Origin of the sequence: Kitasatospora azatica KCTC 9699, assembly GCF_000744785.1 — a bacterium.
Taxonomy (GTDB): Bacteria; Actinomycetota; Actinomycetes; order Streptomycetales; family Streptomycetaceae; genus Kitasatospora; species Kitasatospora azatica.
Genome location: NZ_JQMO01000003.1, coordinates 2,154,768 through 2,171,603 on the forward strand (window position 1 = coordinate 2,154,768; position 16,836 = coordinate 2,171,603).

Annotated in this window: 13 protein-coding genes; 8 read left to right on the forward strand and 5 right to left on the reverse strand. The window is 71.9% G+C overall.

What is annotated here, in order from left to right:
- Positions 1-146 precede the first annotated feature (146 nt).
- The 4 genes from BR98_RS20255 to rarD all read left to right on the forward strand — a co-directional run bounded on the left by BR98_RS20255 (position 147) and on the right by rarD (position 5,195).
- Entirely contained in the window at positions 147-2,102 is a 1,956-nt protein-coding gene (locus BR98_RS20255) for a 2-oxoacid:acceptor oxidoreductase subunit alpha (RefSeq protein WP_035846607.1), read from the forward strand.
- Positions 2,102-3,151, forward strand: a complete 1,050-nt coding sequence (locus tag BR98_RS20260; protein WP_035846609.1) for a 2-oxoacid:ferredoxin oxidoreductase subunit beta — start codon at positions 2,102-2,104, stop codon at positions 3,149-3,151. The genes BR98_RS20255 and BR98_RS20260 overlap by 1 nt, the downstream gene beginning before the upstream one ends.
- Positions 3,152-3,184: 33 nt before the next feature.
- Positions 3,185-4,078 carry an RNA polymerase sigma-70 factor gene (locus BR98_RS20265; RefSeq protein ID WP_035846611.1) on the forward strand — a complete coding sequence of 298 codons (894 nt, stop codon included), beginning with the start codon at positions 3,185-3,187 and terminating at the stop codon, positions 4,076-4,078.
- Between the two features lie 121 nt (positions 4,079-4,199).
- Positions 4,200-5,195: an EamA family transporter RarD gene (rarD, locus tag BR98_RS20270; RefSeq protein ID WP_083976754.1), complete on the forward strand. Its 996-nt coding sequence runs from the start codon at positions 4,200-4,202 to the stop codon at positions 5,193-5,195.
- Here rarD and BR98_RS20275 read toward each other — a convergent pair.
- The 3 genes from BR98_RS20275 to BR98_RS20285 are packed head-to-tail and all read right to left on the reverse strand — an operon-like array spanning position 5,185 to position 8,386.
- Entirely contained in the window at positions 5,185-6,066 is an 882-nt protein-coding gene (locus BR98_RS20275) for an ABC transporter permease (protein WP_035846613.1), read from the reverse strand. The genes rarD and BR98_RS20275 overlap by 11 nt on opposite strands.
- On the reverse strand, positions 6,053-7,051 hold the full coding sequence (locus tag BR98_RS20280) for an ABC transporter ATP-binding protein (protein ID WP_035853172.1): 999 nt from the start codon (positions 7,049-7,051) through the stop codon (positions 6,053-6,055). The genes BR98_RS20275 and BR98_RS20280 overlap by 14 nt, the downstream gene beginning before the upstream one ends.
- An 18-nt stretch (positions 7,052-7,069) precedes the next feature.
- Entirely contained in the window at positions 7,070-8,386 is a 1,317-nt protein-coding gene (locus tag BR98_RS20285) for a LolA family protein (protein WP_051969969.1), read from the reverse strand.
- A 262-nt stretch (positions 8,387-8,648) separates the two neighbouring features.
- Here BR98_RS20285 and BR98_RS20290 point away from each other — a divergent pair, with 262 nt between their 5' ends.
- Positions 8,649-11,252, forward strand: a complete 2,604-nt coding sequence (locus BR98_RS20290; protein WP_267886083.1) for a bifunctional FO biosynthesis protein CofGH — start codon at positions 8,649-8,651, stop codon at positions 11,250-11,252.
- Here BR98_RS20290 and cpt read toward each other — a convergent pair.
- On the reverse strand, positions 11,225-11,767 hold the full coding sequence (gene cpt / locus BR98_RS20295) for a chloramphenicol phosphotransferase CPT (protein WP_035853174.1): 543 nt from the start codon (positions 11,765-11,767) through the stop codon (positions 11,225-11,227). The genes BR98_RS20290 and cpt overlap by 28 nt on opposite strands.
- 224 nt (positions 11,768-11,991) lie before the next feature.
- Between cpt and helR the strand changes: the two genes are divergently transcribed.
- Positions 11,992-14,184 (forward strand): RNA polymerase recycling motor ATPase HelR, encoded by a 2,193-nt coding sequence (helR, locus tag BR98_RS20300; protein ID WP_035846616.1) that lies wholly within the window; start codon positions 11,992-11,994, stop codon positions 14,182-14,184.
- A 141-nt stretch (positions 14,185-14,325) separates the two neighbouring features.
- Complete coding sequence (cutA, locus tag BR98_RS20305) at positions 14,326-14,649, forward strand: divalent-cation tolerance protein CutA (protein ID WP_035846617.1); 324 nt, start codon at positions 14,326-14,328, stop codon at positions 14,647-14,649.
- Between the two features lie 63 nt (positions 14,650-14,712).
- Here cutA and BR98_RS20310 read toward each other — a convergent pair whose 3' ends face one another.
- The gene (locus tag BR98_RS20310; RefSeq protein WP_035846619.1) at positions 14,713-15,477 is read right to left on the reverse strand and encodes a maleylpyruvate isomerase family mycothiol-dependent enzyme; all 765 of its coding nucleotides are present in this window, start codon (positions 15,475-15,477) and stop codon (positions 14,713-14,715) included.
- A 97-nt stretch (positions 15,478-15,574) separates the two neighbouring features.
- Here BR98_RS20310 and BR98_RS20315 point away from each other — a divergent pair, with 97 nt between their 5' ends.
- Positions 15,575-16,723, forward strand: coding sequence for a low temperature requirement protein A (locus BR98_RS20315; RefSeq protein WP_198042249.1), 1,149 nt, complete (start codon positions 15,575-15,577; stop codon positions 16,721-16,723).
- Positions 16,724-16,836: the final 113 nt, after the last annotated feature.

The following is a 16,836-nucleotide window of genomic DNA, read 5'->3' on the forward strand; positions in this document are numbered from 1 at the left end:
TGGACAGCGGAAATAGCCAGAGTCGAATTATTGCTTTAGCTACCGCCTAGGGATTCTCTACCCGCATAGGATGCGATCGGTGCACCAGGCGGACGGGGCACACGGCTCGCGCCCGCTGCTGGTACCCCTGAGGGAGGTCCGCGGCAGTGACCAGCGAGGTCGATCAGGCAGAAGCAGCGAGCGAGCGCCCGGGAGGCCCGGGAAGCCGCACGGCACCCGGCGCGCCCCGTGGGGCCAAGCCGATCCGCCGGGTGGACCGGGTGATCATCCGGTTCGCCGGTGACTCGGGCGACGGGATGCAGCTCACCGGGGACCGCTTCACCTCGGAGACCGCCTCCTTCGGCAACGACCTGTCCACCCTGCCGAACTTCCCTGCCGAGATCCGGGCACCGCAGGGCACCCTGCCGGGTGTGTCCAGCTTCCAGCTGCACTTCGCCGACCACGACATCCTCACCCCCGGCGACGCGCCGAACGTGCTGGTCGCGATGAACCCGGCCGCGCTCAAGGCCAACCTGGCCGACCTGCCGCGCGGCGCCGAGATCATCGTCGACACCGACGAGTTCACCAAGCGGGCGCTGGCCAAGGTCGGTTACCCGGCCGACCCGCTGCAGGACGGCTCGCTGAGCGCCTACCACCTGCACAAGGTGCCGCTCACCACGCTCACCCTCGAGGCGCTCAAGGACAGCGGGCTGGCGCGCAAGGACGCCGAGCGGGCGAAGAACATGTTCGCGCTCGGCCTGCTCTCCTGGATGTACCACCGGCCCACCAAGGGCACCGAATCGTTCCTGCGCACCAAGTTCGCCAAGAAGCCGGCCATCGCCGAGGCCAACATCCAGGCCTTCAGGGCTGGTTGGAACTTCGGCGAGACCACCGAGGACTTCGCGGTCTCCTACGAGGTGCCGCCGGCCAAGCTGCCGGCCGGCCGCTACCGCAACATCTCCGGCAACCTGGCGCTCTCCTACGGCCTGATCGCCGCCGCCGAGCGCTCCGGCCTGCCGCTCTTCCTCGGCTCGTACCCGATCACCCCGGCCTCCGACATCCTGCACGAGCTGTCCAAGCACAAGAACTTCGGCGTGCGGACCTTCCAGGCCGAGGACGAGATCGCCGGCATCGGCGCGGCGCTGGGCGCGGCCTTCGGCGGGGCGCTCGGGGTGACCACCACCTCGGGCCCCGGGGTGGCGCTCAAGTCCGAGACCATCGGCCTGGCCGTCTCGCTGGAACTGCCGCTGCTGGTGATCGACATCCAGCGCGGCGGCCCGTCCACCGGTCTGCCGACCAAGACCGAGCAGGCCGACCTGCTGCAGGCGATGTTCGGGCGCAACGGCGAGGCGCCGGTGCCGATCGTGGCCCCCGCCACCCCGGCCGAGTGCTTCGACGCGGCCCTGGAGGCGGCCCGGATCGCGGTCACCTACCGGACCCCGGTGCTGCTCCTGTCGGACGGCTACCTGGCCAACGGCTCGGAGCCGTGGAAGATCCCCGAGGTGGACGAACTCCCGCAGATCGAGCCGGACTTCGCCACCGGCCCGAACCAGCTGCTGGAGGACGGCAGCGAGGCCTTCTGGCCCTACAAGCGCGACCCGCAGACCCTGGCCCGCCCCTGGGCGGTGCCCGGCACGGCCGGCCTGGAACACCGGATCGGCGGCATCGAGAAGCAGGACGGCACCGGCAACATCTCCTACGACCCGGCCAACCACGACCTGATGGTCCGCACCCGGCAGGCCAAGGTGGACGGCGTCACCGTGCCGCCGCTGCAGGTGGACGACCCGGACGGCGAGGCGCGGGTGCTGGTGATCGGCTGGGGCTCCACCTACGGTCCGATCACCGCGGCGGTGCGCCGGGTGCGCGCCGACGGCGGGAAGATCGCCCAGACCCACCTGCGCCACCTGAACCCCTTCCCCGCCAACCTCGGCCAGGTGCTGGGAAGTTACGAGAAGGTCATCGTGCCGGAAATGAACCTCGGCCAACTCGCCCTGCTACTGCGCGGCACCTACCTGGTGGACGCCGAGTCCTACAACCAGGTGCGCGGACTGCCCTTCAAGGCAGCCCAGTTGGCGGATGTGCTGTGGGCGGCGATCGGGACGCTGGACGGGAGCGAGAACTGATGAGTGAGCAGGGCTTTCCTTCGCTGAAGCTGGTCCCGAAGAGCGACGAGCCGCAGTCGGCCAAGGACTTCAAGACCGACCAGGAGGTGCGCTGGTGCCCCGGCTGCGGGGACTACGTGATCCTCAACGCGGTCCAGGCCTTCATGCCCGAACTGGGCATCCGCCGGGAGAACACCGTCTTCGTCTCCGGCATCGGCTGCTCCTCCCGCTTCCCGTACTACATGAACACCTACGGGGTGCACTCGATCCACGGCCGCGCCCCGGCCATCGCCACCGGACTCGCCACCTCCCGGCGGGACTTGAGCGTCTGGGTGGTCACCGGCGACGGCGATGCGCTGTCCATCGGCGGCAACCACCTGATCCACGCGCTGCGCCGCAACGTCAACCTGAAGATCCTGCTCTTCAACAACCGGATCTACGGCCTGACGAAGGGTCAGTACTCGCCCACCTCGGAGCTGGGCAAGATCACCAAGTCCACCCCGATGGGCTCGCTGGACGCGCCGTTCAACCCGGTCTCGCTGGCGCTCGGCGCCGAGGCGACCTTCGTGGCCCGGGCCATCGACTCCGACCGCAAGACGCTGACCTCGGTGCTGCGGGCCGCCGCCGAACACCAGGGCACGGCGCTGGTGGAGATCTACCAGAACTGCAACATCTTCAACGACGGCGCCTTCGAGATCCTGAAGGACCCGGAGTCGGCCGACCAGGCGCTGATCCGCCTGGAGCACGGGCAGCCGATCACCTTCGCCGGCAAGGGCGTCTTCCGCGACCGCGACAGCGGCGAGTTGGTGATCCGCGAGCTGACCGCCGCCAACCAGGCCGAGGTGCTGGTCCACGACGCCCACGCGGCCGGCCCCGTGACGGCCTTCGCGCTCTCCCGCCTCGCCGACAACGACACCCTGCACCACACCCCGATCGGGGTGTTCCGCAGCGTCGAGCGGCCGGTCTACGACACTTTGATGGCAGAGCAGTTGGAGACGGCGGTGGCCCAGAAGGGGGCCGGTGACCTGGCCGCGCTGCTGGCCGGCCCGGACACCTGGACGGTGGCCTGACCAAGGGCGCCGGACAGGCCCTAGGCTGATGGAATGATCAAGGAGCTGGAGGACCCGTTCCTCGAACACCGGCGGCTGCTCTTCGGCACCGCCTACCGGATGCTGGGCAGCGTCGCCGACGCCGAGGACATCCTGCAGGACGCCTGGCTCAAGTGGGCCGACGTCGACCACGCCACGGTGCAGAACCCGAAGGCGTACCTGGTGCGGACGGTCACCAACCTCTCGCTCAACCGGCTGACCTCCGCCCAGGTGCGCCGCGAGTCCTACGTCGGCCCGTGGCTGCCCGAGCCGCTGCTCACCACCCCCGACGTCGCCGAGCAGGCCGAACTCGCCGAGTCCGTCTCGCTCGCGCTGTTGGTGGTGCTGGAGACGCTGAGCCCGCTGGAGCGCGCGGTCTTCGTGCTGCGCGAGGTCTTCGGCTACGGCAACGCCGAGATCGCCGAGGCGCTGGGCAAGTCCGAGGCGGCTGTGCGGCAGACCGCGCACCGGGCCAAGGCCCATGTGGAGGCCCGGCGGCCGCGGTTCGACACCGACACCGCCGAGCGCCGCAAGGTCACCGAGCGGTTCATGGCCGCCTGCGCGACCGGTGAGGCGAGCGCGGTGATGGAGCTGCTGGCCCCCGAGGTCACCTCCTGGTCGGACGGCGGCGGTGTGGTGCGCGCGGCCCGGCGGCCGCTCTACGGGCCGGACCACGTGGCGCGCTGGCTGCTCGGGGTGCTGGCCAAGCCGGAGATGGTCGGGGCCACCGCCGAGTACGCCTGGATCAACGGCGAGGAGGGCTTGGTCTTCGTGCGGGACGGGGCGGTCCTCGGCTCGCTCAGCTTCGACATCCGGGACGGGGTCATCGTCGGCCTGCGGGCCCAGGTCAACCCCGAGAAGCTCGGCGGGCTGCGGCTGGCCGAGCCCTGGGGCGCACCCGTGTCCTGAGCCGCGCGGTGCCGGGCCGCGTGTCCGTGTCATGAGCTAAATACACCTATGGAGATGACAGCCACCTCCTTCGCCCGCTACGGTCAGCTCGACCGTGTGCCGGGTGAAGGAGAGTGCAGTCATGCCGCAGACAGCCCGGAGCGAGGCCGGCAAGGGCCTCTGGTACGGACTCGCCGCCTACGGCATGTGGGGACTCTTCCCGCTCTACTGGCCGCTGCTGGAACCCAGCGGCGCCACCGAGATCCTGGCCAACCGGATGGTCTGGTCGCTGCTCGCGGCGGTCGCGATCCTCGCCGCCCGCCGGCACTGGGGCTGGCTGCGGCCGCTGCTGCGCGAACCGCGCCGCCTGGCGCTGAGCGCCCTGGCCGCCACCGTGATCGGCGTGAACTGGGGCGTCTACATCTGGGGCGTGAACTCCGGACACGTGGTGGAGACCAGCCTCGGCTACTTCATCAACCCGCTGGTCACCATCGCCTTCGGGGTCCTGCTGCTGCGCGAGCGGCTGCGCCGGGCCCAGTGGGCGGCGGTCGGCATCGGAGCGGTCGCCGTCGTGGTGCTGACCCTGGGCTACGGGCGGCTGCCGTGGATCGCGCTCACCCTGGCGCTCAGCTTCGGCTGCTACGGGCTGCTGAAGAAGAAGGTCGCGCTCGGCGGGCTGGAGAGCTTCGCGCTGGAAGCAGCCTTCCTCTTCCCGTTCGCCCTCGGCTACCTGGTCTACCTCGCGCTGACCGGCCACTCCAGCTTCGGCCACAGCGCCGGCCACGCCACCCTGCTCGCGCTGACCGGCCCGATCACCGCCGTCCCGCTGCTCTGCTTCGGCGCCTCGGCGATCCGGCTGCCGCTGTCCACCATGGGCCTGATGCAGTACCTGGCGCCGACCTTCCAGTTCCTGATCGGCATCGCCTACTTCCACGAGTCGATGCCGCCGGCCCGCTGGGCGGGCTTCGCGCTGGTCTGGTCCGCGCTGGTGGTGCTCTCCTGGGACGCGCTGCGCCGGATGCGGGCCGACCGCCGGCCGCTGCCGCAGGCCGCGCCCGTCGGTCGGACACCCGGCGACCTGACACCCGGCGACCGGACACCTGCTGACCGGACACCCGCCGACCCGGTCAGGCCGTGATGTCCCGGCTGGTGAACCGCGCCCAGGCCGCGGCCCCGAAGACCGCCACGTAGAGCGCCTGCAGCCCGAGGTTCTGCCAGACGCCGTCCCAGTACATGGGCTGGCGCAGCAGGTCCCCGAAGGTCAGCCAGTGGTGGGTGAACAGCCACGGCTGGATCGCGTGCAGCTGCGGGAAGGCGTCCAGCACCTGCACGATGATCACCAGACCGACGGTGCTCGCCATCGCGGCGATCCCGCTGCCGGTCAGGGTGGAGATGAACAGCCCGATCGCCACCAGCCCCGACAGCGAGAGCGCCACCACGCCCGAGATCAGCACCACCCGCAGCAGCGCCGCGCCGAGCCCGATGGTGTCGCCGGAGAGCAGCGTGACGTCGCCCACCGGGAACAGGATCGAGCCGATCACCAGCGCCGACAGCGCCACCGCCAGGGTCGCCGCCACACAGAAGGCGATCGCGGCCGCGAACTTGGCGGCCAGCAGCCTGGTCCGCCCGGCCGGGGCCACCAGCAGGTAGCGCAGCGTGCCGGAGGTGGCCTCGCCGGCCACCGAGTCGCCGGCCACCACGCCCACGGTCATCGGCAGGAAGATCGGCAGCGAGGTGGCCAGCGCGGTGAAGGTCAGGAAGACCCCGTTCTGGGTGACCTGCGCCAGGAAGGCCGGACCGCTGTCGCGGCCGTGCATGTCGCCGGTCTCGATCCGCACCACCACGCCGATCAGGATCGGCACCAGGGCCAGCACCCCGAGCAGCGCGATGGTGCGCAGCCGGCGGAAGGTCAGGCCCAGCTCGCTGAGGAACAGGGCCAGGAAGCCCGGCACCGTCTGCCGGCGCGGGCCCGCCGCGACCGCCCGTGCGGCCGTCTCAACCTGCGACATCGAATCCCTCTCCGGTCAGCGCCACGAAGGCGTCCTCCAGCGTCCCGCGCTCCACGCCGAAGCCGCGCACCCGCACCCCGGCCGCGACCAGGGCGGCGCACAGCCGGGGGAGCAGCTCCTCGTCCTCGGCGGAGGCGAGCTCGCCGTCCACCCGGCCCTCGGAGATCCGCAGGTCCGTCACCTGGTGCTCGGTCAGCAGCTTCGCCGCCTGCTCGGTGTCGACCGTGCGGACCACCAGCCGGCCCTGGGCCCGGGCGGCCAGCTCGGCCACCGTGCCCTGGACGATCAGCCGGCCCTTGGACATCACCGCGGCGTGCGTGCAGACCTGCTCGATCTCGTCCAGCAGGTGGGAGGAGAGGAAGACCGTGGTGCCCTCGGCCGCGACCTCGCGCACCAGCGCGCGGATCTCCCGCATGCCCTGCGGGTCCAGGCCGTTGGTCGGCTCGTCCAGCACCAGCAGCTCGCGCGGCTGGAGCAGGGCCGAGGCCAGGCCCAGGCGCTGCTTCATGCCCAGCGAGTAGGCCCGGGCCTTCTTGCCGGCCGCCGCGCCCAACCCGACCCGGTCCAGCGCCTCGCCGACCCGGCGGGCCCGGGTGCGGGGGTCGGAGGTGGGGTCGGCCGCGTCGAACCGGACCAGGTTGTCGCGGCCGGACAGGAAGCCGTACAGCGCCGGGCCCTCGATCAGCGCGCCGACCCGGGGCAGCACGCTGCCCACCGACTGCGGCATCGACTGGCCGAGCACCGTGGCCACGCCGGAGGTCGGCGCGATCAGGCCCATCAGCATCCGGATGGTGGTGGTCTTGCCCGAGCCGTTCGGTCCGAGGAACCCGAAGACGCTGCCGCGCGGCACGGTGAGGTCGAGCCCGTCCACGGCCAGCTGGCCGCCGCGGAAACGCTTGGTCAGGCCCTGGGTGCGGATGACCGGAGCACCGCCGACGGGGGCCGAAGCCGCCTTGGCGGTCCGGCCCCCTTCCGCGGTCTCCAGCGTCGGAGACTGGGTCACTTACTTCACCCCGGCCGCAGCCTGCAGGACCGACGGGGTGACCGCGCCCGCGTAGACGTGGCCGTCGTCGGTGATCAGCACGTTGATCACCTTGGTGCTGATCAGGGTGCCGCCGGCCACCGGCTTGCCGAGCGACTTGGCCAGGCCCACGGCGTCGGGGAAGCCGTTCCCGGTGCCCTTGCGGCCCTGTGCGGTGTTCGACCGCGCCCGGCCGGCCTCGCCCTGGCCGCTGGGCAGCTGGGCGGACAGGACGGCGGTCCAGTCGGAGCCGATCACCTTGGAGTCGTTCTTGCCCGGGCCGTTCTTGCCGAGCGGCGCGGCGTCGAAGTTGGAGCCCTGGGCGTCCCCGGGCTTCGCGGCCTGCTCCGTGACCTTCGCGCCCTTCGGCGGGGCGAAGTCGAAGGTCTTGGCGTCCGGCTTGGCGAACGACACGTCCGAGAAGTGCACGTCCAGCACCGTGGCACCGGAGGTGGAGGTGGCCACCACCGCGAGCGGGGTGCCGGTGGCCGAGTCGACCGCGATCTTCACCTCGGCGATGGTCGAGCCGGACTGCTTGGGCTTGACGCTCAGCTGGTAGGCGCTGCGTCCGGCCACCGAGGCGGTGCCCGCGACGGTGACCTCCGAGCTGTTCGCGGTGCCGGCCAGGAACTTCTGCGCGGCCTGCTGCGGCGTGGTGACATCACCGAGCTGCGGCGGCGCCTGCTTGGCCGCGCCGCTCCTGCCGGTCTTGTCGGTCAGGTGCACCGCCTGGTTGCTGGCGCTGTCGTAGGCCCAGGCCTGGTCGCCGTTGTGGATCAGGTCGTACTCGGCCAGGCTGTCGATCAGCGCCACCCGCTGCCGGTCCGGGCCGTCGGCCGCGATCCGCAGCGTGTGCTCCCCGGCCAGCAGCTCGGTCAGCTTGGCGGTCGGATCGGCCTGGCTGCCGCCGGCCCCCTCCTTGGCCTGCCCGGAGCCGCCCGCGGCCGCCGCCGATCCGCCCACGGCCGAGGCGACGCTGCCGTGCCCCACCATGGAGAGCAGCTGGCTCGGGATGCCCAGGTCGGTGGAGACCTTGACCGTCCCGCTCAGTGCCTGGGTCTGGTTCGCCAACACCTTGGTGACCAGCTGCTCGGCCGTCACCTGAGGCAGCGTCGGCGCGCTGTCGCTGGCCAGCGCCGGCACCACGGCCACACCGGTGGCCGCGATCGCCGCGATCGCCACCGGCACCAGCACGCGTACCGCAGTGCGCCGGCGCGCCTGGTAGGCCCGGCCGATCGGCTGGTCCCCGGCCGGTTGCTCCGCGCCGTGCTGCTCCTCGAATCCTGCGTCCTGCGTCATCGGTTCAGCCCCTCCGTCATGAAGCGTGATGACATCCATTAGAGCCCGGGGAGTGCTCGACGGCATCGCCCCGCAGGGCCAAAGCCGGATACATCCCACGATGCAGTCGACCCTGAGACGGCATCAGGGTTCGGCCCGGCAGCTGGTCCTCCTGCTGGCGTAGGGTCGGGCCATGGACGCCACGCCTGCCGCAGCCCCGAACGGGATCTCTCCGACGGGGTCCTCCCCGACCGTGTCCTCGACGCCCGTGTCCTCCCCGACCGTGTCCTCAACGCCCGGGGCCGGTCCGACCCGGTCCGCTCCGACCGAGTCCTCGATGCGCCGGGCCCTGCGCCGGGCCAGGGACGGGGTGGCGCTGGACCGGGCGGAGGCCGCCGTGCTGCTCCAGGCCCGCGGCGAGGACCTGCGGGACCTGTGCGCGACGGCCGCCCGCCTGCGCGACGCCGGACTGGCCGAGGCCGGCCGGCCCGGGATCATCACCTACTCCAAGAAGGTCTTCATCCCGCTCACCCGGCTCTGCCGGGACCGCTGCCACTACTGCACCTTCGTCACCGTCCCCGGCAAGCTGCGGCGCGACGGCCACGGGCTCTACCTGGGACCGGACGAGGTACTGGAGATCGCCCGCCAGGGCGCCGCGCTGGGCTGCAAGGAGGCGCTGTTCACCCTCGGCGACCGCCCCGAGGACCGCTGGCCCGAGGCCCGCGAGTGGCTGGACGCGCACGGCTACGACGACACGCTGTCGTACGTCCGGGCGATGGCGATCCGGGTGCTGGAGGAGACCGGTCTGCTGCCGCACCTCAACCCGGGCGTGCTGAGCTGGACCGACTTCCAGCGGCTCAAGCCGGTCTCCCCCTCCATGGGGATGATGCTGGAGACCACCGCCACCCGGCTCTGGTCCGAGCCCGACGGCCCGCACTACGGCTCGCCCGACAAGGAGCCCGCCGTCCGGCTGCGGGTGCTGGAGGACGCCGGGCGCAGCTCCGTCCCGTTCACCACCGGGATCCTGATCGGCATCGGCGAGAGCTACGAGGAGCGGGCCGACTCGCTCTTCGCGATCCGCACGGTGGCCCGGCAGTACCACGGCATCCAGGAAGTGATCATCCAGAACTTCCGCGCCAAGCCCGACACCGCGATGCGGGCGATGCCGGACGCCGAGCTGGAGGAGCTGGCCGCCGCCATCGCGGTGGCCCGGGTGGTCCTCGGCCCGTCCGCCCGGATCCAGGCGCCGCCGAACCTGGTGGACTCCGAATACCGGCTGATCATCGACGCGGGCATCGACGACTGGGGCGGGGTCTCGCCGCTGACGCCCGATCACGTCAACCCCGAGCGCCCCTGGCCGCAGATCGAGGAGCTGGCGGCCCGGACCGCCGGGGTGGGCTTCGAGCTGCGCGAGCGGCTGACGGCCCATCCGGAGTACCTGCTGCACGGCGAACCGTGGCTCGACCCGCGCCTGCTGCCGCACGTCAGGGCCCTGATGGACCCGGCCACCGGGCTGGCTCTTCCCGACGCCCCGGTCGTCGGCCGCCCCTGGCAGGAGCCCGAGGACCTGCCCGCCCCGTCCGGCCGCACCGACCTGCACCGCACCATCGACACCGAGGGCCGCAGCGGGGACCGGCGGGCCGACTTCGAGGACGTGTACGGCGACTGGACGGCGCTGCGCGAGCAGGCGGCGACGCTCGGGACGGTGCCGGTGGCGCGGCTGGACGGGGAGGTGCGGTCCGCCCTCGCGGTGGCCGCCGACGACCCGCAGCGGCTCACCGACGAGCAAGCGCTTGCTCTGTTCTCGGCCGACGGACCGGCGCTGGACGCGCTCTGCGCCATCGCGGACGCCGTGCGGCGCGATGCGGTCGGAGACACCGTCACCTACTGCGTCACCAGGAACATCAACTTCACCAACGTCTGCTACACCGGCTGCCGCTTCTGCGCCTTCGCCCAGCGGCGCACCGACGCCGACGCCTACACCCTCTCGCTGGAGCAGGTCGCCGACCGCGCCGCCCAGGCCTGGGAGGTCGGCGCCACCGAGGTCTGCATGCAGGGCGGCATCCACCCCGACCTGCCCGGCACGGCGTACTTCGACATCGCGCGAGCCGTGAAGGAGCGGGTGCCGGGGATGCACGTGCACGCGTTCTCGCCGATGGAGGTGGTCAACGGGGCGACCAGGACCGGGCTCTCGATCCGGGACTGGCTGACCCGGGCCCGCGCCGCCGGGCTCGACACGATCCCCGGAACGGCCGCGGAGATCCTGGACGACGAGGTGCGCTGGGTCCTCACCAAGGGCAAGCTGCCGGCCGCCACCTGGGTGGAAGTGGTCACCACCGCCCACGAGTTGGGCATCCGCTCGTCCTCCACCATGATGTACGGGCACGTGGACGCCCCCGCGCACTGGCTGGGCCACCTGCGACTGCTTGCCGAGATCCAGCAACGCACCGGCGGCTTCACGGAGTTCGTCACGCTCCCGTTCATCCACACCAACGCCCCGGTCTACCTGGCCGGGATCTCCCGCCCCGGCCCGACGCGCCGCGACAACCGCGCGGTGGTGGCGATGGCCCGCCTGCTGCTGCACCCGCACATCCCCAACATCCAGACCAGCTGGGTCAAGTTGGGCGCCGAGGGCGCCGCCGAGATGCTCCGCAGCGGCGCCAACGACCTGGGCGGCACCCTGATGGAGGAGACCATCTCGCGGATGGCCGGCTCGGCGTACGGCAGTTACAAGTCCATCCGCGACCTGGAGGCGATCGCCGAGGCGGCCGGCCGGCCGTCACGGCAGCGGACGACGACGTACGGGGAGGTGCCGGCCGAACGGCGAGCGGCGGCGCTGGCCTCGGACGGGCACCTGCCTCAGCTGCTGCCGGTGCTGGAGAGGTAGCGCCTGACGGTCAGCGCGCACTCCGCCGGGTCCGCGTGGGTGGTGTCCAGTTCCAGGTCGTAGCGCACCCCTTGGTGGACGAGCCCGGCCTGGGACGCCGCCATGCCCGGAGCCCGGTCACCGCGCGCCGTCTCCCGACCCGCGGCCACCTCGGCGTCGCACCGGACCGCGACCCAGCACACCCGCACCCCGTCCAGCGCCGCCAACCAGCGCTGCTGCGAGGCGCCGCCGCCCAGGAACACCTCGTCCACGATGACCCGGGCACCCGCCCGGACCATCGCCGCGATCCCCTGGATCCACGCGTCCTCCAGCTCCCGGAACACCTCCCCGACCGCCACCTCGCCGTCGCCCTCGACGGAGATCCCGCCCTCACCCTCGCCCTCCAACAACGCGGCGGGCATGCCCTCGATCAAGGTGTCCACCCCGAAGGTCAACCACGGGTCGGGCAGCACCGCCTGCAACTGCCGGGCGAGGGTGGACTTGCCGGAACTGGAGGCACCGTTCAGCACGATCATCTGCGTCATCACCCGAGCCACGGTAGGCGCACCCCCACAGCGCGCCAAGGGCTCCAGCTTCCCCATGCGAGGCTCGCTCAGTGGTGGTGGCCTCGGGATGGCCAAAGAGGGACAGCCCACCTCTTGCCACTATCAATCTATAGCGCGCAGGGGGGCTTGCGGCAAGGCCCCCGGTGTGGCGCAGAATCGCAGGCCGACGCCGGAACCTGCGGAAATGAGATGTCTTGAATCCCTTGACCACCAGCGCGTTCGAGCTTCCCGATCGCCTCGCCCCGAAGGCCGACCCGGCGCTGATCGCCGGGGACGAGCAGCACTTCGCGGCGATTGCGGAGAGCCTCGAGCAGACGATCGCCGAACTGTCCGAGCGCCTCGATGCCGAGCGCAGGGCGCCCGGTGGCAGTGGTCGGGAGGCGATGGACCGGGATGTGGAGATCCATCGGTTGACCGGTCGCCTGCGTGCGTTGCGTCGTTTCGGGTTGGACCTGTGCCTCGGGCACATCGTCAGTGCGGACCGCCCCGAGCCCGTGTACATCGGACGCCTCGGCCTCACCGACAGCACGGGGCGGCGGCTGCTGCTCGACTGGCGTTCACCTGCGGCCGAGCCGTTCTTCGCCGCGACCCACGCCAACCCGATGGGTCTGGCGAGCCGCCGCCGGTACCGCTGGACCCGTGGCCGGATCAGCGACTACTGGGACGAGGTGTTCACCACTGACGGGCTCGACGGGCACGCGGCACTTGACGACCAGTCGGCCTTCATCGCGAGTCTGGGCAGCAACCGGTCGCCCCGGATGCGGGACGTGCTCGCCACCATCCAGGCCGACCAGGACGCCATCGTGCGGGCGGGGTCCCGTGGCGCCCTCGTGGTCGACGGCGGCCCGGGTACGGGGAAGACCGTCGTGGCGCTGCACCGCTCCGCCTACCTCCTCTACGCCGACCCGCGCCTCGGTCACCGTCGGGGCGGCGTGCTGTTCGTCGGCCCGCACCAGCCCTATCTGGCCTATGTCGCCGACGTCCTGCCCAGCCTCGGCGAGGAGGGCGTGCGGACCTGCACCGTGCGGGACCTGGTCGCCGAGGGAGCCGGGGCGTCGGTCGAGACCGACCCGGAGGTGGCCCGCCTGAAGTCCTCCGTGGACATGGTGAAGGCGATCGAGAAGGCCGTCCGGTTCTACGAGGAGCCGCCCGCCGAGGGGATGACGGTCACCACCCACTGGTCCGACATCTGGCTGAGCGCCGACGACTGGGCCGAGGCCTTCGACGCAGCGGAACCGGGTACGCCGCACAACGAGGCGCGCGAGCAGATCTGGGCGGAGCTGGTCACGATCCTGCTGGACAAGCACCGCGGCGAGGAGGTCACGCCCGAGCTGTTCCGCAGGTCGCTGCTGCAGGACGAAGAGCTGGTCACGACCCTCAACCGCGCCTGGCCGCTGCTCGAAGCGGCCGACCTCGTCTCGGACCTCTGGTCGGTGCCCGCCTACCTGCGGATGTGCGCTCCCTGGCTCAGCCCCGACGAGGTCCGCAGGCTGCGGCGCGCGGAGCCCCAGACCTGGACCGTCTCCGACCTGCCGCTGCTGGACGCGGCACGGCAGCGGCTCGGCGACCCGGAGGCGGCGCGACGCCAGCAGCGGCGGCGGGCCGCGGTGGCCGCCCAACGGGAGGAGATGTCGCGCGTCATCGACCACCTGATCGAGAGCGACGACTCCGAGATGCAGGTGATGTCGATGCTGCGCGGGCAGGACCTGCAGGGCAGCCTGGTGGACGAGTCGGCCCTGGCCGGCGCCGACCCGGACGTGCTCGCCGGCCCGTTCGCGCACGTCGTGGTGGACGAGGCCCAGGAACTGACCGACGCGGAGTGGCAGATGCTGCTGCTGCGCTGCCCGTCCCGGAGCTTCACCATCGTCGGGGACCGCGCCCAGGCCCGGCACGGGTTCATCGAGTCGTGGCAGGAACGGCTCGAGCGGATCGGGCTCGACCGCAGCGTCGTCGCCTCGCTGAGCATCAACTACCGGACCCCGGAGGAGGTCATGGCGGAAGCCGAACCGGCCATCCGGTCCGTGCTCCCGGACGCCAACGTGCCGACGTCCATCCGCAGCAGCGGCGTTCCCGTCACGCACGGATCCGTCACGGAGCTGGACTCGATCCTCGACACCTGGCTCGCCGCCCACGCCGAGGGGACCGCCTGCGTCATCGGCACCGGTGACATCGAACACGGGACGTTCCAGGCGACGTCCCGCGTCCAGTCGCTGACCCCGGAGCTGTCCAAGGGCCTCGAGTTCGACCTGGTCGTCCTCGTCGACCCGGAGGCGTTCGGCACGGGCATCGAAGGAGCGGTCGACCGCTACGTCGCGATGACCCGAGCGACCCGCCAGCTCGTCATCCTCACCAGCCCTGACGCTGCGCCAAGTCAGGCCGCACGATAATCAGTTGGCGGTTGTCCGAGTGCTACGGATACTGACTCGTGCTCTCGGACGTCGATGCCGCCGCGCTCTACGACCTGCTGAGTCCGCGAGCCGCGAGATCATCACGATCGCCCGCCGGGCGTAGGCGCCTACGCTCGCTCCATGACGAACCGTGACTTCCTGGTGGTGACCACCACGCACGAGGGCGAGGAGCAGGCACGTGCGCTCGCCACCGCCGTGGTGGGTGAGCGGTTGGCCGCCTGCGCGCAGGTGTACCCGGTCAACTCCGTGTACTGGTGGGACGGTGAGGTGCAGGCGGCGCCGGAGTGGCGGATCGACTTCAAGACCCGCGCCGAGCTCGCGGACCGGCTGGCGGCGTTCATCGGTGAGCAGCACAGCTACCAGACCCCCGAGGTGATCGCCGTCCCGGTGGTCACGGGCAGCACGGCCTACCTGGACTGGATCAACGCCGAGACGGCCGGATGACGGCCGGCCCAGCTCAGCCCGGGTTGGCCCAGCCCAGTCCAGGTTGGCCCGGGCCGGCCCAGGTCAGTCCAGGTCGGGCCAGCTGAGCAGGCGCTCCAGGACGGACCGGTCACCCTCGGTGCGCAGCCGGTCCAGGGGGAGGCGGCCGTGCAGCACCAGCAGCAGGTCGCTCGCCGGGCCGTGCAGGCCGGCGTCCTCCTCCTGAGCGTCAGCCTTCTCGGTGCCGGCGACCGCGCCCAGCTCCAGGACCCAGGACTCGCCCTCCTCGGCGTGCAGGCCGACCCGGACCGGCTGGTGCGGCCAGGGGCCGGCGGTGCCGTGGCTGACGCCGATGAACTCGCCGATCCCGTCGAGGGCGACAAGCTCCGGCAGGGGTTCGGGAGTTCCGGCGGTCAGCTGGGCGTCGAAGGCGTGTACGGCGGCCTCCTGAACCTGGTGGCGGGCGACGGCGCCACTGGTCATCGGCACCTCGGACCCGGCCCACCAAGTCCAGCAGCCCAGCTCGGGGCCGGCCGCCCGCAGGGTGGCGATCAGCTCCTCGGTGGCGGTGGCCGAACGGGCCAGCAGGCCGGCTGACAGGGCGTCATCGACCGGCTTCACCGCCGGTGGCTGCTCGCTCGGCCCGGCCGCGACCGCCGCCGTCCAGAACCGGTGCACCTCGGTGAGGTGTTCGACCAGTTCGCGCAGCGACCAGTCCGGGCAACTGGGGACGCGGGCGTCCAGGTCGGGCGAGGCGGCGACGGCGGCGCGCAGGGCCGCTGAGCGGTCCTCGATCAGGCTCAGCACGTTCGCGAAAGCTAGGGTCTCGAAGGACGGTGTCGGGGTCATCCCCGCTTCGTATCATCCGCCGCTGACAGTCGGTCAGAAACGAGGCGGCGGCGCTGCCGTCCGGCGGCCGCCCACCGGCGCTGGAACAATGCCGCTCGTGACCCCGACCCCCGCCGCGACCCCCGAATCCGAGGAGGTCCGCCCGCTCGAGCTCTTCTTCGACCTGGTCTTCGTCTTCACGATCACCCAGATCGCCTCGGTCCTCGCCGCCGAGCCGAGTGCGGCGAGCCTCGGGCGGGCGGCCGTGCTGCTGACCATCACCTGGTGGATGTACGGCGGGTACGCGTGGCTGACCAATGCGCTGGACCTGGACCGGACCGGGCCGCGGCTGTTGCTGCTGACCGGGACGGCCGGGTTCTTCGTGATGTCGCTGGCGGTGCCGCGGGCGGCGCGGCCGGGGCCGTGGGGCTTGGTGTTCGGGGCCGCCTACCTGGCGGTGGTGGTGGTGCACACGGTGGGGTTCATCGGGACCTCGGGGCATCGCGGGATCGCCCGGATCGGGCCGGTCAACCTGGTCAGCGCGTTGCTGGTGCTGGTGGCGGGGCTGCTGCCGGCCCACCAGCGGCCGTGGGTGTGGGCGCTGGCCTGCCTGCTGGAGTGGGTGACGCCGTTCCTGGTCGGGGTCGGCGGCTTCAGCGTCGGGGTCGGGCACTTCGTGGAGCGTCACGGGCTGGCGGTGATCATCGTGCTCGGCGAGTCGATCACCGAGGTCGGGGCGGCGTCCGGGCACCTGGACGAGCCGGGGACGCTGCTCGGCGGGGCGCTGCTGGCGCTGGCCTCGAGCGCGGCCATGTGGTGGCTCTACTTCGACCGGGAGGAGCGCGACAGCGCGATGCTGCTGGAGCGGGTGCCGGAGCTGCGGCGCCCACGGGTCGCGGTGTACTCCTTCGGCTACGCGTACCTGGTGATGGTCTTCGGCATCGCGGTCGCCGCGGTCGGGATGCAGGAGGCGATCGTCTCCTTCGGCGAGCCGCTGCACGGCACCGCCGCCGGGCTGCTCCCGCTCGGCAGCGCGCTCTTCCTGGTCGGCCTGGCCTGCTTCCGGCGTTCGCTCTCCGGCAACTGGCCGACCGCTCGGCTGGTCGCGGCGGTCGGCGTCGCGGGGGCGGGCCTGGCCGCCGCGCAGTGGGCCGGCGGCGCGGCGCTGCTGGCGGTGAACGGCGTGCTGCTGCTCGGGTTGATCCTCTGGGAGCGGTACCGGACGTGGGAGCAGGACCGGACGAGCCTGACCGGGACGCCGGTCTGACCGGAACGCCGGTCTGAACGGAACGCCGGTCCGGTCAGGACACTGGCCGGATCAGGACACTGGTCCGAACGGAATGGGCTGGCCTTGACGTCAGCGTCAAGGTCTACCGTCGA

Coding starts and splice junctions, on each gene's coding strand:
- BR98_RS20260 (WP_035846609.1), top strand. CDS start 2,102: ATGAGTGAGCAGGGCTTTCCTTCGCTGAAGCTGGTCCCGAAGAGCGAC.
- BR98_RS20265 (WP_035846611.1), top strand. CDS start 3,185: ATGATCAAGGAGCTGGAGGACCCGTTCCTCGAACACCGGCGGCTGCTC.
- rarD (WP_083976754.1), top strand. CDS start 4,200: ATGCCGCAGACAGCCCGGAGCGAGGCCGGCAAGGGCCTCTGGTACGGA.
- BR98_RS20275 (WP_035846613.1), bottom strand. CDS start 6,066: ATGTCGCAGGTTGAGACGGCCGCACGGGCGGTCGCGGCGGGCCCGCGC.
- BR98_RS20285 (WP_051969969.1), bottom strand. CDS start 8,386: ATGACGCAGGACGCAGGATTCGAGGAGCAGCACGGCGCGGAGCAACCG.
- cpt (WP_035853174.1), bottom strand. CDS start 11,767: ATGATCGTGCTGAACGGTGCCTCCAGTTCCGGCAAGTCCACCCTCGCC.
- cutA (WP_035846617.1), top strand. CDS start 14,326: ATGACGAACCGTGACTTCCTGGTGGTGACCACCACGCACGAGGGCGAG.
- BR98_RS20310 (WP_035846619.1), bottom strand. CDS start 15,477: ATGACCCCGACACCGTCCTTCGAGACCCTAGCTTTCGCGAACGTGCTG.